Origin of the sequence: Exiguobacterium sp. s127, from assembly GCF_018618695.1 — a bacterium.
GTDB lineage: Bacteria > Bacillota > Bacilli > Exiguobacteriales > Exiguobacteriaceae > Exiguobacterium_A > Exiguobacterium_A oxidotolerans.
The window spans coordinates 313,980-327,993 of the sequence record NZ_JACSMO010000001.1 but is presented as its reverse complement, the minus strand read 5'-3'; the positions used below and the strand labels follow the sequence as shown (position 1 = coordinate 327,993).

General features: G+C 47.0%; 17 protein-coding genes and 1 riboswitch. Of the genes, 5 read left to right on the top strand and 12 right to left on the bottom strand.

The genetic code is table 11. The annotated features are described in order from the left end of the window. Positions 1 to 101 precede the first annotated feature (101 nt). The 4 genes from ptsG to KNP98_RS01585 all read right to left on the bottom strand — a co-directional run bounded on the left by ptsG (position 102) and on the right by KNP98_RS01585 (position 4,420). The gene (gene ptsG, locus KNP98_RS01600; RefSeq protein ID WP_088837677.1) at positions 102 to 1,625 is read right to left on the bottom strand and encodes a glucose-specific PTS transporter subunit IIBC; all 1,524 of its coding nucleotides are present in this window, start codon (positions 1,623 to 1,625) and stop codon (positions 102 to 104) included. A gap of 223 nt (positions 1,626 to 1,848) precedes the next feature. After that, on the bottom strand, positions 1,849 to 2,706 hold the full coding sequence (gene glcT, locus KNP98_RS01595; protein ID WP_029331241.1) for a glucose PTS transporter transcription antiterminator GlcT: 858 nt from the start codon (positions 2,704 to 2,706) through the stop codon (positions 1,849 to 1,851). Positions 2,707 to 2,806: 100 nt separating this feature from the next. Further along, positions 2,807 to 3,124, bottom strand: a complete 318-nt coding sequence (locus KNP98_RS01590) for a YuiB family protein (protein WP_029331243.1) — start codon at positions 3,122 to 3,124, stop codon at positions 2,807 to 2,809. 84 nt (positions 3,125 to 3,208) lie between these two features. After that, positions 3,209 to 4,420, bottom strand: coding sequence for an NAD(P)/FAD-dependent oxidoreductase (locus KNP98_RS01585; protein ID WP_088837678.1), 1,212 nt, complete (start codon positions 4,418 to 4,420; stop codon positions 3,209 to 3,211). A 243-nt stretch (positions 4,421 to 4,663) separates the two neighbouring features. On the opposite strand from KNP98_RS01585, the gene KNP98_RS01580 reads away from it, so the two are divergent. Next, positions 4,664 to 5,659 (top strand): NAD(P)/FAD-dependent oxidoreductase, encoded by a 996-nt coding sequence (locus KNP98_RS01580; RefSeq protein ID WP_088837679.1) that lies wholly within the window; start codon positions 4,664 to 4,666, stop codon positions 5,657 to 5,659. A gap of 99 nt (positions 5,660 to 5,758) precedes the next feature. Here the strand turns inward: KNP98_RS01580 and KNP98_RS01575 are convergent, their stop codons facing one another. The 4 genes from KNP98_RS01575 to KNP98_RS01560 form a co-directional block, all read right to left on the bottom strand. Further along, a complete protein-coding gene (locus tag KNP98_RS01575) occupies positions 5,759 to 6,256 on the bottom strand; it encodes a GNAT family N-acetyltransferase (RefSeq protein ID WP_214768789.1) in 498 nt (165 codons plus the stop codon). Positions 6,257 to 6,318: 62 nt separating this feature from the next. After that, positions 6,319 to 6,828, bottom strand: a complete 510-nt coding sequence (locus KNP98_RS01570) for a GNAT family N-acetyltransferase (protein WP_214766911.1) — start codon at positions 6,826 to 6,828, stop codon at positions 6,319 to 6,321. Further along, the gene (locus KNP98_RS01565; RefSeq protein WP_214810594.1) at positions 6,825 to 7,691 is read right to left on the bottom strand and encodes an NAD-dependent epimerase/dehydratase family protein; all 867 of its coding nucleotides are present in this window, start codon (positions 7,689 to 7,691) and stop codon (positions 6,825 to 6,827) included. Before KNP98_RS01565 ends, KNP98_RS01570 begins: the two co-directional genes overlap by 4 nt. A 124-nt stretch (positions 7,692 to 7,815) precedes the next feature. Further along, positions 7,816 to 8,166, bottom strand: a complete 351-nt coding sequence (locus KNP98_RS01560) for a HesB/IscA family protein (RefSeq protein ID WP_029331252.1) — start codon at positions 8,164 to 8,166, stop codon at positions 7,816 to 7,818. A gap of 116 nt (positions 8,167 to 8,282) precedes the next feature. Beyond that, positions 8,283 to 8,422: riboswitch (FMN riboswitch) on the top strand. Positions 8,423 to 8,579: 157 nt separating this feature from the next. On the opposite strand from KNP98_RS01560, the gene KNP98_RS01555 reads away from it, so the two are divergent. Further along, positions 8,580 to 9,146, top strand: a complete 567-nt coding sequence (locus KNP98_RS01555) for an ECF transporter S component (protein ID WP_088837683.1) — start codon at positions 8,580 to 8,582, stop codon at positions 9,144 to 9,146. Positions 9,147 to 9,206: 60 nt separating this feature from the next. On the opposite strand, the gene KNP98_RS01550 is transcribed toward KNP98_RS01555, so the two are convergent. Then, entirely contained in the window at positions 9,207 to 9,440 is a 234-nt protein-coding gene (locus tag KNP98_RS01550) for a YuzB family protein (protein WP_088837684.1), read from the bottom strand. A gap of 92 nt (positions 9,441 to 9,532) precedes the next feature. Here KNP98_RS01550 and KNP98_RS01545 point away from each other — a divergent pair, with 92 nt between their 5' ends. Further along, positions 9,533 to 10,585, top strand: a complete 1,053-nt coding sequence (locus tag KNP98_RS01545; RefSeq protein ID WP_088837685.1) for an NAD(P)/FAD-dependent oxidoreductase — start codon at positions 9,533 to 9,535, stop codon at positions 10,583 to 10,585. A 356-nt stretch (positions 10,586 to 10,941) separates the two neighbouring features. Here KNP98_RS01545 and KNP98_RS01540 read toward each other — a convergent pair whose 3' ends face one another. Then, entirely contained in the window at positions 10,942 to 11,244 is a 303-nt protein-coding gene (locus tag KNP98_RS01540) for a DUF1462 family protein (protein ID WP_214766907.1), read from the bottom strand. A 109-nt stretch (positions 11,245 to 11,353) separates the two neighbouring features. Between KNP98_RS01540 and KNP98_RS01535 the strand changes: the two genes are divergently transcribed. Continuing rightward, on the top strand, positions 11,354 to 11,581 hold the full coding sequence (locus KNP98_RS01535; protein ID WP_012371190.1) for a NifU family protein: 228 nt from the start codon (positions 11,354 to 11,356) through the stop codon (positions 11,579 to 11,581). 46 nt (positions 11,582 to 11,627) lie between these two features. On the opposite strand, the gene KNP98_RS01530 is transcribed toward KNP98_RS01535, so the two are convergent. Then, complete coding sequence (locus tag KNP98_RS01530; RefSeq protein ID WP_088837688.1) at positions 11,628 to 12,392, bottom strand: TIGR01457 family HAD-type hydrolase; 765 nt, start codon at positions 12,390 to 12,392, stop codon at positions 11,628 to 11,630. Positions 12,393 to 12,398: 6 nt separating this feature from the next. Continuing rightward, positions 12,399 to 12,842 (bottom strand): DUF86 domain-containing protein, encoded by a 444-nt coding sequence (locus tag KNP98_RS01525; RefSeq protein ID WP_088837689.1) that lies wholly within the window; start codon positions 12,840 to 12,842, stop codon positions 12,399 to 12,401. 155 nt (positions 12,843 to 12,997) lie between these two features. Between KNP98_RS01525 and glpX the strand changes: the two genes are divergently transcribed. Next, positions 12,998 to 13,978 (top strand): class II fructose-bisphosphatase, encoded by a 981-nt coding sequence (gene glpX, locus KNP98_RS01520; protein ID WP_214810592.1) that lies wholly within the window; start codon positions 12,998 to 13,000, stop codon positions 13,976 to 13,978. Positions 13,979 to 14,014: the final 36 nt, after the last annotated feature.

The window sequence follows — 14,014 nt, the reverse complement described above, 5'->3', positions numbered from 1 at the left end:
TCATACCCTGAATCTTTCTCCCGCAAAACTAATCACAACAATTCTTTGAAACACAAAAAAATGAGCCTCCCGATTTCGGAAGACTCACTTTACTTAAAGACTTAAACTGATTTTTCTTGTTTACGTGAATTGATGACGGCTTGGATCTCAGATTTGATGTTATCTGATTTTGGTCCGTAGATCGCTTGAACGTTGTTACCCACTTCAAGGACACCAGCGGCTCCAAGTTTTTTCAATTCGTTTTTGTCGACTTTCGACTTGTCGAGAACTTCAACACGAAGACGTGTGATACATGCGTCAAGGTGTTTGATGTTTGATTCAGAACCGAGTGCGTCAAGGATACCCGCTGCGAGCTCAGAACCTTGAGCCAATGAAGTTTCTTGTACTTCATCTTCACGACCTGGTGTTTTCAGGTTGAACTTGCGGATTGCGAAACGGAATCCAACGTAGTAAACGACTGCAAGAACAAGACCGACGACGATGACGAGCCACCACTGCGTACGTCCTGGAAGGACACCGAAGAGAAGGAAGTCAATCAATCCACCAGAGAATGTCATCCCGATTTTAACGTTCAAGAGTTGCATTGTCATGAATGAAAGACCAGCGAAAACTGCGTGTACTGCGAACAAGATTGGAGCAACGAATAAGAATGCGAATTCGATTGGCTCTGTGATACCTGTTAAGAAAGCTGTAAGTGCTGCTGACCCAAGAAGACCACCAACGACTGCGCGACGCTCTGGGCGTGCTTCATGGTACATTGCAAGTGCTGCTGCTGGAAGACCGAACATCATGAACGGGAATTTACCAGTCATGAACGTACCAGCTGTTAATTCAACGTTGTCTTTTAACTGTGCGAAGAAGATTGCTTGGTCACCGCGGACAACATCTCCTGCTGCGTTCGTGTACGAACCGAATTCGAACCAGAACGGTGCGTAGAAGATATGGTGAAGACCAAACGGAATCAATGAACGCTCAATGAGACCGAAGACGAAAGCTGCAAGCGTCGGGTTTTTCTCCATCATGAAGTGAGAGAATGAGTTCAACCCGTCTTGAGCGAATGGCCATACGAAGACAAGTACAAGACCTGCGAACAATGAAACGACTGCTGTAACGATTGGAACGAAACGTTTACCTGCGAAGAATCCGAGGAACTGCGGCAATTCAAGATTATGATACTTACCGTAAGCCCAGGCTGCGAGTAAACCGATGATGATACCACCGAAGACACCTGTTTGAAGTGTCGGAATACCAAGTACGTTTGCGTACCCTTGACCGTTTGCGACCATTTCTGGTGTAACGCCGAGCCAAACACTCATCGTTTTGTTCATGATCAAGAATCCGACGATTGCTGCAAGTCCGGCTGCGCCGTCCCCTGCTAAACCAATCGCGACACCGACCGCGAATAAGAGTGCTAAGTTACCGAAGATGATATCCCCGGCTGCTTCCATCAATTTTGCAACCTTGATGATCGCATCATTTTTTAAGAACTCGAGTTTTGACGTCAAGTTCGGATTTTGCATCGCGTTACCGAATCCAAGTAAGATCCCGGCAGCTGGCAAAATCGCAACAGGAAGCATTAACGCTTTACCGACACGTTGAAGAACAGCGAAAATCTGTTTGAACATGTGTGTTTCCTCCTCTTAATCTAAAATCTAGGAATAATGAATAATACCAATGACAGGTTGAAAAAAGTCAGACATCCGACCGATTTTTACAGAAAAAAATCAGGCACGAGCGGATTGTAGAACAAAATACACTTATTCCGCGAAATGAATCTAACGGAAATAAACCATTTTGTCCGACTTCCCACTCATGCCTGATCGTATCAGTAACACGTAGTCCGTGCGGTCATTTACCTAAATCGTACTGCACTAAGCGTTGCAGATGCATCGTAAGATACGTCGCCTCACCGCGCGGTACCGCTTTCTTCAACTGACGTTCCATGATGGACATCAGCTCCCAAGCAGTATCATAGCACAGGGGATATTCTTCACGCAATAGCTTTTCTACTTTTTCTGGCGCCTCTAGGTACTCCCCATTGGAAACCCTTTCAATCGCCGAGCGGAGATGGCGAATTAAACGCTTATAATCCAACGATTTTCGATCGATTTTAATTTCTAGCCGTTGCTCGATATGACTCGCAATTAATCCGACGAGTTGATGATGACGATTGACTTCGAGCACATCTTTAAAGTTCGTCGCCGAATGAATATGGAGTGCGATGAATCCTGTTTCTGCCGGCGGAAGATAAAAATTCATCTCGGCACTGATGAATTCAACGATTTCCTCAGCAAGCGCATATTCTTCCGGATACAAAGCTTCCGTTTCCGCTAAAAAGGGATTCGTGACCTCCATCCCTTGTTCGAGCCGCTTGAACGTAAACGTCAAATGATCCGTCAGTCCGATATGGATATGTTCATCAACGCGCTTACCGAACCGCGTTTCAATCATCGAGACGATATCATTCATCAAGGCGACGAAATTTTCATCTAAATGCCCGACGAGTGCTTTATATTGGTCTTGCTCTTCTTTATCCTTCAAGGTATAGACTTTTTCTAATTTTTCAAGATCCGTCAGTTGATCGCCTGGCTTCCGTCCGAAGCCAATCCCTTTTGCGAGGATAATGACTTCCTGATTTGCACCAGTCGAACAAATGACGACATTATTATTCAAGACTTTGATAACGTGGTACATTTGTTTATCCATTCGCTCTCAACCCTATCTGCTCTTACACATTTTTTAAAGACACTGTTTTTATTATAACGTGTTTCCACGCACTAAAAAAGCCTACTTACTCAAGTAGGCTTTAAAACATTTGGTAACCGCTTTTACGCAGGAAACGAATCGACATTCCGGCAATGATGATACCGGCAAGTCCTGCCGCAAACATCGTAACGTCCGCTGTCTGCAAACCCATGATTCGATCACCTAACGCTGGAATTGCTTTTTTCGCATTCGTAAAATATTCAAGCGTCGACTGATTATCAATCATCATGATGATGATGACCGGATATAAGACGAGCATAATCCATGTGCTACGTAACAACATGTTTAAGATAAAACCAATACTAAAGAACATGACGAGATAAAGTACACTCCCGATCACGGCTTGGATAATATGCATAATGTTCCCCCTTTAAATCTCTTCGTCTAGTATAACCGACAAAAAAGGCAAATGCACGAGTGTACATTTGCCTAAAAGGTGAACTTAGAATTTACCTTTTTTGATCGCAAGACCAATTTTCTTCAGTTCAAGGAAATGTTTGTTGTCGATGACTTTTTTCATGAATGATGCGTTACGACCATAAATCTTCTTACCGAAGACCATACCGATCCCATCTTTATGACCAAGTGATGCGACTGTTCCTTTATTTTCATATGTGAACGTAGATGTTTCACGTCCACCGATGAGTGCTGAAATGTTTTCAGCGACTTTATGCGCTTGTTGTGTCGCGATTTGTGCTGTTGGCGGGTATGGACGGTTTGAACTTGGGTCCATGACTGCTGAACAGTCACCAATCATGAAGACATTGTCATGTCCAGGGACACGAAGATCTTCCTCGACGACAACACGGTTACGCATTGCTTCGAAACCTGATGCCGCAACGACCGGGTTCCCACTGACGCCACCTGTCCAAATGATTGTGTTCGCTTCAATCGTTTCTGTTGTATCACCTTGGAGTGGACCAAACGTAACCGTTCCAGGACCACATTCCTTGATGCCGTTACCGAGTTTGAACTCGATCCCTTGGCGCTCAAGCCATTTGTGTGCGTAGTTGACGAGATCCGCATCAAATCCAGGAAGGACAGTCGGAGCTGCCTCGATGTTGACGACACGCACGAGTTCGCGTGGGATATCGTATTGTTTACAAAGCTCTGGAATCCGGTTGACGAGCTCACCCATGAACTCGATTCCTGTAAATCCAGCTCCACCGACGACGATCGTCAGAAGTGAACGATCCGTTGAACCAGTCGTTTTGTATTCTGCAAATGAATAGTCGATGTGTTCTTTGATTTTCCGGACACTGTTCAATGAGCTGATCGTTAGAGCGTTCTCTTTCAATCCTTTGATTCCGAAAGTCTCTGGAACGCCACCGAGTGCAACGACGACGTAATCGTAAGGAACAGCTCCACCGTCTTGAAGTTTCACTGTGTTGCTTGCCGTATCGACTTTTTCAACAATCCCTTTAACGAGTTTGACGCGTGAAGGATTGATGACATCATTGATATAGATGCGCGCTTGTTCTGCTGACATCGTACCTGCCGCAGGTTCATGTAACCAAGTAGTTTGGTAATGATAGTCATGTTTGTTGATCAATGTGATGTTGGCTTGATCGACGCCAAGTTTCTTTTGAAGGTTGACTGCTGTGATCAATCCACCGTAGCCGGCTCCAAGAATAACAATGTTAGGTGTGTTCATGTTCTGATACTCCTTACGAATGGTAGTTTTGTTGTGATTTTCTTCACATTCAATTACAAATAAATGCTCAAAAACTTTGTTCAAATAATGTTCACATGTCTATAAGCTTATTGAAACACTTTTTCTGACGGATTGCAAAAGAAAATTCTAGAAATGCTGAAAAAAATGTAAGATTTCCCGTACTTGCAACACCCGCCCCTCCTACCTATATAATAGGAGTATCCAACTATAGGAGGGAATCAGATGTACCAACCATATGATGTCACGATTATCGGGGGCGGTCCAGTCGGATTGTTCACCGCGTTTTATTCAGGGATGCGTCAGATGAAGACGAAAGTCATCGAAAGTCTCCCCCAACTCGGTGGGCAACTGGCGACGCTTTATCCCGAGAAATATATATATGATATTGCCGGCTTCCCGAAAGTCAAAGCTCAGGATTTAGTCGATCGTTTGCTTGAACAAGCAAATGAATTCGACCCGACGTATGTCCTCGGAGAAACGGTCGTCGCCTACGAGCGCCTCGAAGACGGAATCATCCGCCTCGTGACGAACAAAGGAGAACACTTCACGAAGACCGTCATCTTGACGGCAGGTAACGGCTCGTTCGCCGCCCGTCCACTTGGTGTTGCCGATGCCGAACGGTTCGAAACGAGTAACTTGCACTATTTCGTCAATGAAATGGATCGCTTCAAAGATCGTCAAGTCGTCTTACTCGGTGGTGGCGATTCCGCTGTCGACTGGTCATTGATGCTTGAGCCGATCGCGAAATCCGTCACGCTCGTTCACCGTCGCGATAAGTTCCGTGCACATGAACATTCAGTCGAACTGCTCCACAACTCATCCGTCAATGTCATGACACCGTATACGCTCGAATCCGTTACCGGTGAAGAGAGTATCGAAACTCTGACGTTCAAACATGCGGAAACGGAAGAAGTCATCGTCGTCGGGGCAGATGACGTCGTCTGTAACTTCGGTTTCGTTTCGTCGCTCGGCCCGTTAAAAGAATGGGAAGTCGAGTTTGAACGCAATTCGATTCGCGTCAATTCGAAAATGGAGACGGCGATCCCCGGCATCTTTGCCTGTGGTGACATCGCGACGTACGACGGTCGTGTCAAATTGATTGCGACCGGCTTCGGTGAAGCACCGATTGCTGTCAATCAAGCGAAACTACTCGTCGATCCGTCCGCCCGTCATCCACAACACTCGACAAGCCTGTTCGAAAAAGTAAAAAATCATTAATGGACATGAAGAAGAAGCGTTTCCTCGGTGTAAATCGAAGGAACGCTTCTTTTTTCGTAGTTTTCCCAAACGAAACCCGACTGATTTCCGCTTCCTTCGTTACGAAAAGGAGAGGGGTAAATCAATCCGGTAAAGGTGTTCCTCCAGTTCTTTCCCACCCCGTTCGATCACACACCCGGAAACACGGATACCTCCGAGTCGTTCATAAAAGTGGCAGGCCGGATTATCCGCGAGCACGGCAATGATGAGTGACGTAACACCATGTTCCTCCAACTGACGGACGACACGGTTGACTAAGGCGCGACCGATTCCGCGCCCTTGATACGAACGCAACAAATAGATCGCTGACAGTTCCCCTTCTGTCGATTCTGTTTGATTTTGCTTGCCGTGGGCAAAACCAATCAAACCTTTTGCGTCGACAGCAACAAAAACAAGTCCATCAACTAACAATTCCCGCCATGCAGCGGCACGCTTTTCTGTCGACAACTGATCGAGGTAGTCGTCAGGAATGATACCGCGGTATGTCTCTTGCCACGCTGAAACGTGGACGGTGGCGATTGCTTCAGCGTCGTCTAACGTCGCTCGCCGTATCTGCATCTCGAAACCCCCTCCCTCAAATTAAAAATCATCCTAATCAAAGTAGGATGATTAGAATGATGTTAAGACAGCGGAACGTTGAATCGTCGTACACGTGTCCCGTCTTCTTTCATAAATGACTCCAGTTCTTCTCCGCCGTTCGCTTCGATGACACGTCCTGACGCGATGTTGTCTGCACTGCACGTAATCAAGACCGATGTTAACCCGCGTTCTTTTGCGACTTCGAGTGCTTGACGCAGACCTTCTGTCGCGTAACCGCGCTTCCGGGCGCTCGGCCGAATCCCGTATCCGATATGTCCCCCGATTTGTTTTAAACCATCGTTTAAGTCATGACGGAAGTTCACAGCACCGACGATTTGTTTCCCGTCGTAAAACCAATACGTCGAGTGCGTCACCCAGTTCTCTGGAGCCGTCAATGCCTCTTGTTCCTGCTCCTCTAAAAAATCAGCGAGAGGTAAAAACGTTTTGCTGACGACACTCGGGACAATCGTTTCACCCGATTGTTCCCATTCTGCCAAAAAGTCTAAATACTCCGCTTCGAGATGGACGGACGGTTTTACTAACGTAATCATTTGTGATTTCGTACCTCCTCTTCAATGAGTCGATCGAGCCACTCGTCGACGTGTTGGAATAAATAGCCGGCTTTTTTCGCTGCTGACGTATCCATGTAGAAATCACGTTCCGGCGCCAGTGGTGATTCATCGTCGCCCGTCGTCGCGAACGTTGATTCCGTTCCTGCGACACGGTCAATCTTATCCATCAAATCTTGAATCGATAACACCCCGTCACTCGCTGCATTGATTGGTCCTGTCATCGTCGAACGACCACACCATTCAAGGAACGAGGCCGCTTCATAGCTTGAGATATATCCCATCTTCGCATAGAGGTTTTTAGCAACCACAGGAGTCCCTGCGAGCGCACGTTTCACATGGAAGACGAGACGTTCCGTGTAATCATCCGGTCCTAAGACGACCGGGAAACGAACGGCGATAACAGGAAATGTCGCCCGTTGAAAGAAATAACTTTCTGCTTGGCGCTTTCCTTCCCCGTAATCATGTTCCTGTTCCAAGTCATATTTCCCGGGAAACGGATTGAAATCCCGCTCTGAAAGATTTGCTCCTCCCCCGTCATAGACGGACATCGTCGACGTTAAGATGTAGCGTCCGACCTTTCCTTCGAATGCATCGACGGCAAGTTTTGCTTGATATGGATTAAAACAAATATTGTCGTAGATGATATCCCAGTTTTGACTCCCTAAATCTTTCATCGTACTGCTTGACGTCCGGTCCCCTTTAAAGAATGTCAAGCCCTTCGCGACAGGTGGCGTATGTTCCCCCCGTGTGACGAGCGTCACATCATCGCCGGCGTCAGCGAGTCGTAATGCCAGGCGTCTTCCAAAATAACGTGTCCCACCAAAAATCAACACTTTTCGCATCGATAGTCCTCCTTAATGATGACGTACTCATTCCGTTGCCTTACTGTCTTCTCTACCCGATTCTTAAAATCCTGTATCGCACGAAAAAACAAAAAAACGCGGACTCTGAGGTCCACGTTGTGAGTTAGCAACCACCGGGTGTCCCGGCGTTCGTCGCTGTTCTGAATGATGTCCCGCAGCCGCATGTCGCGATTGCATTCGGATTCGTGATTGTGAATCCGCCACCGAGCATCGATTGTTTATAGTCAATTTCTAATCCTTTGACGACCGGATAGTCTTTTTCATTGACGATGACATTGACACCATGTTGCTCAAATGTCAGGTCCGTCTCCTTTTGGCTATCGAAACCCATTCCGTAGGAGAGACCACTGCATCCGCCACCTTGAACGAGCATGCGGAGATTTCTTTCATCGTCCGGCGCTTGTTGCATCATCTCTTTGACTTGAAGAGCAGCTGCTTCTGTTAATTGGATCATGTAATCACCTTCCCTTTTTCTATAGTATACGCAACTTTACGTAGATTCGAAACCTAGTTGCTTGAAACTATCTTGAATTCGTTGTATAAATGAATTGTATCAAAAAAATTAAATCGTTCCATCTTCAGGGCAGGGTGAAATTCCCGACCGGCGGTAAACAGACATTTGTCTGAAGCCCGCGAGCGAATAGGGCGCTATTTGCTGATTCTGTGTGACTCAGGAGCCGACAGTATAGTCTGGATGGGAGAAGATGGCGGCATGTATATAGACTTATTCCGATTTTGCACATTTCGGATAGGCTTATTTTATTGCGGACTTCTCCCCTGTTGAATCTTATTCAACGGGGGTTTATTTTGGACGCAGTCATGCCAATACTTCATCGAGAGGAACGAAAAAAAGGAGATTTTACTCGTATGAAACGCACTCAAAAAATGGTCACACTCTCAATGTTAGGTTCAATTTCATTTGTTCTTATGTTACTCAACTTCCCACTACCCTTTTTACCGAACTATTTAAAAATCGACTTCAGTGATGTCCCGGCGTTGATTGCTGCTATCATGTTCTCACCGGTAGCGGGTGTAATCGTCGAAGCATTGAAGAACGTTCTCTATTATATTTTCCGCGGAAGCGGTGTTCCGGTCGGCGAACTTGCAAACTTTGCAGCGGGTGTTGCTTTCATTCTTCCTGTCAGCTGGTTCTACCATAAAAAGAAATCAACGCAAGGTCTTGCAACCGGCTTAGTCGCAGGAACCATTACCATGGCACTTGGACTTGCGATTCTCAACTATGTGTTGATCCTCCCGGCATATGCTTGGTTCTTCGGGATGGACTACATGCTTGATCCGGCTGTCAAATGGACAACGATCATCGCTGGTATCTTGCCGTTCAACATCATCAAGGCCCTCTTCATCTCAGCACTCTTCATTCCGCTGTTCTTAAAATTAAAACCTTGGATCAACCGTCGTCAACAAGCTGCATAAGTCCTAGGCGCGCCCGCCGACCGACAAAATCCCCCACTTCATTTGAGGTGGGGGATTTTTTTAGAGTTCATTTTCTTCGATTTTAGCGTAGATGTTTTCTAACAGTTCTTCCGGTGTCTCTCCGATGACGGTCTGGCCGTCAACAAGACAAAAATGGTCAAGCGAGCAGATGCCGCAGTAGCCAAGACAACCATACTCGACGACATCGACATTCGGGTCGCGTTCGAGTTGTGACATGACGACTTGGGTCCCTGCCGCTAAGTTACTGATACAAAATTCAATAATGGGATTCACTTTTTTTCCTCCTTTAAGCAGGAATTTACCTTCCTCTTGTCGTATTATACAAGGTCAGACTGATTTAGGGGAACTAAGGGGGATTTTAAGTTATGAAGCAACTAGTCGTTTTAGGTGGCGGATATGGCGGAATGCGAATTTGTGAACGCTTCAAGGATGAAGAGGTCGCCGTGACGCTTGTCGATCGATTGCCGTATCACGCACTAAAGACCGAGTATTACGCTCTTGCAGCAGGTACATTATCCGATCGTGATGTCCGGATTGAATTTCCGGAGGGGAAACATCTCACATATAAATATGGGCATGTCGTTAACATCTCGCCAGAGACGAATTCTGTGTTCTTGCAAGACGGGACAGAACTTTTTTATGACGATCTCATCATCGCATTAGGTTGCGAAGATAAATACCATAACATACCGGGTGCTCAAGAGTTTACTTATAGCATTCAGACACTCGAAGAGTCACGCAAAACGCATCAAGCGATTTGTGGACTGTCGCCCGGCGCGACGGTCTCGATTGTCGGTGCCGGTCTCTCGGGTGTTGAACTGGCAAGTGAACTCCACGAAAGTCGCAAGGACTTGAAGATTCGTTTATTCGATCGTGGTCCATCTGTCCTATCGTTCTTATCTGATAAAGTATCCTCTTACGTTCAGGAATGGTTCGAGGAGCATGACGTCGATGTCATCAACAATTCGAACGTCACCCTCGTCACAGCAGATGATGTCCGCAACGGTGAGGACGTCTATCCGACGAACTTAACGATTTGGACAGCCGGAACGCAACCCGTCAAAGTTGTCCGTGACCTTGGATTTGAAGCAGATAGCGGCGGACGGATTAAACTAGCGGAGCATCATCACGTTCCGGAATACGATAACTTGTTCGTCATCGGTGATTGCGCGAGCCTCCCGTACGCACCAAGCGGACAGCTCGCAGAGCATCAAGCGGATCAAGTCGTTGATGTCCTTGAAGCGAAATGGGCCGGAAAAAAACTTCCGAAATTACCGGAAATCAAATTACGCGGCATGCTCGGGTCACTTGGGAAATCAGACGGATTCGGAATCGTCATGGGCAAACAGGCCCTGACGGGAAAAGTGCCACGCCTTCTAAAATCAGGTGTTTTATGGAAACATAAAAAGATTAAATAAACGCAAAATCCCCAAAGTCCATTTAGGCGCTTTGGGGATTTTAGGCTGTATACACCACTTATGTAGAGTAAAGAGGCTTACATGCCTCTGCTTTATCCTCACCTTTTCTTACACCGGCCTAAAAAGCTTTTCATTTCGTTGACTCCTGCGGGAAAAAGCGCGTTTTTTCGCGCTGCCGAGAGGCAGGCAAGACCCTGCTCGTTGTCCGCCAGGATCAAGGAGCAACGGCTTGCGCCTCGCCCGAGGAAAGCAACGAAGAAGAAACAAGCTTTGATCACCCCATACTACTTTGTCTACACGCTGAAACCCCCAAAGTCCGCTTAGGTACTTTGGGGATTTTTAAACGTCAATGAAGTTTACTGCGCAGCCTGATTCAATTTCAGATCAATCGCACGCGTGACTTTTTTCAGTTGAACATACCCTTCGTCAATCATTTCGCCATCGAGTAAGACGAGTGGGTAAAAATATTCGTCGTCTTTTAAAGCATCCACCCAACTGTCACGTGTCGTCGCGTGTTCAAAATCGACGTAAACAAATGTTAACTCCGTTTCATATTTCCGTCCAAGTACAGCCTGTAACCAGCTGAACGTCTCTTCCGAACTCGGTGCCCCGACACAGCTCGGACACGTCACAGCTGCCCCATATACCTTGATTTCCATCAGATATCCCCCTTCTTCCGTTTACTCTTTCTCAGTATACAAGTTTTCCAGATTGAGAACATTTTTCAACCCTGTTACAATGAATTTATAAGAAAGGATGTGTTTACGCATGGAAATGTTTGATCAAGTGAATGAAGTCCTCGAAAAATTGCGTCCGTTCCTTCTTCGTGATGGAGGAGACGTTGAGCTCGTAGATGTTGAAGATGGTATCGTTAAACTTCGTTTGATGGGAGCTTGCGGCAGTTGCCCAAGTTCGACAATCACATTGAAGGCTGGTATCGAACGTGCCCTGCTTGAAGAAGTAGCTGGCGTCGTTGAAGTAGAACAAGTCTTCTAATTCGAAAAAAACCCCCGATGACATCCGTCGTCGGGGGTTTTTATGGTTATAAAATCCACTCGGCAAGCGAATCGACCATGTACGTCGGCTGAACATCCTGCCCTTGAATAAAGACAGGCGTATGAACACCCGAGTTGACATGCATCGTCCGAATCCCACCATTGATTCCGAATAAGATATCCGTATGGTAGTTGTCACCAACCATGATGACATCTTCCTTCGCAAGACCAATCATTTCAGCAGCGATGTTGACCATGACCGGTTCCGGTTTCCCGATATAAAACGGCTCTTTTTCTGTCGTCACGCGTAAAACCGACGTCAAGGCACCGTTTCCTGGTAAGAAGCCGCGTTCTGTCGGAATTGCGATATCGCCGTTCGTCGAGATGAATCGTGCTCCTGCCCGAATCGCCAGTGCACCGATTGCTAACTTCTCATACGTGATTTGACGATCGAGTCCGATGACGACGTAATCCGCATGCTCATCGGCAACGACTTGAAGTCCTTGTTGTTCTAAGGCATCGAGCAACCCGTGTTCACCGATTGCATAGACGTTTGCACCTGGGTCGAGTTCTGCGATGTAGCGACCTGTCGCCATCGCACTCGTTAAGACATGTCCTGCATCGGAATGAACGCCCATGCCGCGTAGTTTTTCAGCGACGGCTTCTGCTGTCATCGATGCATTGTTCGTCACGAACAGGTACGGCACGCCTTCTGCTTGCAAGCGATTGACAAAATCAACGGCTTCTTGAACAGGTTCTGTTCCGTTATACATCGTGCCGTCTAAATCGAATAAATAACCTTTCGCTTTCATCCTGACTCACTCCTCGTTTGGTAAAAATGCCGAGACGGGTCCGAGTTCTGTCTCTAAGTATTGACGGACCGCGGACGGAAATCGACGAAGCTCTATTTCTTCTTCGCTCAAGACCGTCCGGACTTCTGCTGTACTCGACTTCGTAAACTCACGGACGATCGGTGTCCGCAGTGCGACGATTCGTTTTAAGCTCGTCGCGAGTTCTGCGTCAATCACCCGCTCGTCTTCTAAAATCAATACGATATCTTCATAACTTCCCGGATCACGCATGATGAAACCATCAATCATACTATTTCCGATATCAATGATACTTTCGATGACTAAAAACCCGATCCGTTCCAACGCTAAAGCTGTCGTCACCGCATCCCCCGTTAACTCTTTGCTTTGACGAAGCGCTGTCTCGAAACAAATCACCGTTTGTTCAATCTTTTCCCGATTCACGAAATACATCTAGCATTCCCCCTCACATCTTCCATTTTAGACCTATCGGCGGTCCATGAAAAGCAGAAACGCCATTTGCATCACATTCCTCAATGTGTTATCCTCAATTTAGATTTTTACCCAAAATAGTATGTCACATTAAGTGACTTGGAGGTTATTTATACATGGAACGGGAACTTGCATTAGAAATCGTCCGCGCAACAGAGGCTGCTGCCCTCGCATCTGCAAAATGGATTGGTCGTGGGAAAAAGAACGAGGCAGATGATGCCGCAACGACAGCGATGCGTGAAGTCTTGAATACGGTCAATATGACAGGAACAGTCGTCATCGGAGAAGGTGAACTCGATGAAGCACCGATGCTGTTCATCGGCGAACAACTCGGCACGACAAATGGTCCGATCGTCGACATCGCAGTCGATCCGCTCGAAGGCACGAACATCGTCGCAAAAGGACTCGGTAACGCCATGGTCGTCATCGCTGTCGCAGACCAAGGCGCACTCTTGCATGCTCCTGATATGTACATGGATAAATTAACGGTCGGTCCGAACTTAAAAGGACATGTCTCGCTCGACGATCCACTCGAAGTCATCATTGAAATGGCAGCTGAACTGAACAATAAACGGATTGAAGACGTGACGGTCATCATGCAAGACCGCCCCCGTCACGACCACTTCCGTGAAGCCGCTATGCGGATGGGCGCCCGCGTCCGGTTATTCGAGGACGGCGATGTTTCTGCCGGAATCGCCCCCCTTTCACCGGCAACAGGCATCGACATCTTCATCGGAACGGGCGGTGCACCGGAAGGCGTCATTACCGCTGCTGCTGTCAAAGCAATGGGTGGCGACATGCAGGCACGCTTACACCCGATGGATGACGAAGAGACAGCCCGTGTCATTCGGATGGGACTTGCTGATCCGTTACAATTGTTGACGCTCGACGACTTAATCAAGAGCGACGATTGTATCTTCGCGGCGACAGGTGTCACGACCGGTGAAATGCTCGACGGGGTCAAGTTCATCACGGACGATATCGTAGAGACGACGTCGCTCGTCATGCGCTCAAAAACACGGACCATCCGTAAAGTCATCGCGGAACACAGTCTGTCGCGCAAACCGTACTTGCAAAATGTTCCCCAAACCCTTTAATCTGAAAAGAGACTAGGAAATGAGGGACTTTACACG

Coding starts and splice junctions, on each gene's coding strand:
- ptsG (WP_088837677.1), bottom strand. CDS start 1,625: ATGTTCAAACAGATTTTCGCTGTTCTTCAACGTGTCGGTAAAGCGTTA.
- glcT (WP_029331241.1), bottom strand. CDS start 2,706: ATGGATAAACAAATGTACCACGTTATCAAAGTCTTGAATAATAATGTC.
- KNP98_RS01590 (WP_029331243.1), bottom strand. CDS start 3,124: ATGCATATTATCCAAGCCGTGATCGGGAGTGTACTTTATCTCGTCATG.
- KNP98_RS01585 (WP_088837678.1), bottom strand. CDS start 4,420: ATGAACACACCTAACATTGTTATTCTTGGAGCCGGCTACGGTGGATTG.
- KNP98_RS01580 (WP_088837679.1), top strand. CDS start 4,664: ATGTACCAACCATATGATGTCACGATTATCGGGGGCGGTCCAGTCGGA.
- KNP98_RS01575 (WP_214768789.1), bottom strand. CDS start 6,256: ATGCAGATACGGCGAGCGACGTTAGACGACGCTGAAGCAATCGCCACC.
- KNP98_RS01570 (WP_214766911.1), bottom strand. CDS start 6,828: ATGATTACGTTAGTAAAACCGTCCGTCCATCTCGAAGCGGAGTATTTA.
- KNP98_RS01565 (WP_214810594.1), bottom strand. CDS start 7,691: ATGCGAAAAGTGTTGATTTTTGGTGGGACACGTTATTTTGGAAGACGC.
- KNP98_RS01560 (WP_029331252.1), bottom strand. CDS start 8,166: ATGATCCAATTAACAGAAGCAGCTGCTCTTCAAGTCAAAGAGATGATG.
- KNP98_RS01555 (WP_088837683.1), top strand. CDS start 8,580: ATGAAACGCACTCAAAAAATGGTCACACTCTCAATGTTAGGTTCAATT.
- KNP98_RS01545 (WP_088837685.1), top strand. CDS start 9,533: ATGAAGCAACTAGTCGTTTTAGGTGGCGGATATGGCGGAATGCGAATT.
- KNP98_RS01540 (WP_214766907.1), bottom strand. CDS start 11,244: ATGGAAATCAAGGTATATGGGGCAGCTGTGACGTGTCCGAGCTGTGTC.
- KNP98_RS01535 (WP_012371190.1), top strand. CDS start 11,354: ATGGAAATGTTTGATCAAGTGAATGAAGTCCTCGAAAAATTGCGTCCG.
- KNP98_RS01530 (WP_088837688.1), bottom strand. CDS start 12,392: ATGAAAGCGAAAGGTTATTTATTCGATTTAGACGGCACGATGTATAAC.
- KNP98_RS01525 (WP_088837689.1), bottom strand. CDS start 12,842: ATGTATTTCGTGAATCGGGAAAAGATTGAACAAACGGTGATTTGTTTC.
- glpX (WP_214810592.1), top strand. CDS start 12,998: ATGGAACGGGAACTTGCATTAGAAATCGTCCGCGCAACAGAGGCTGCT.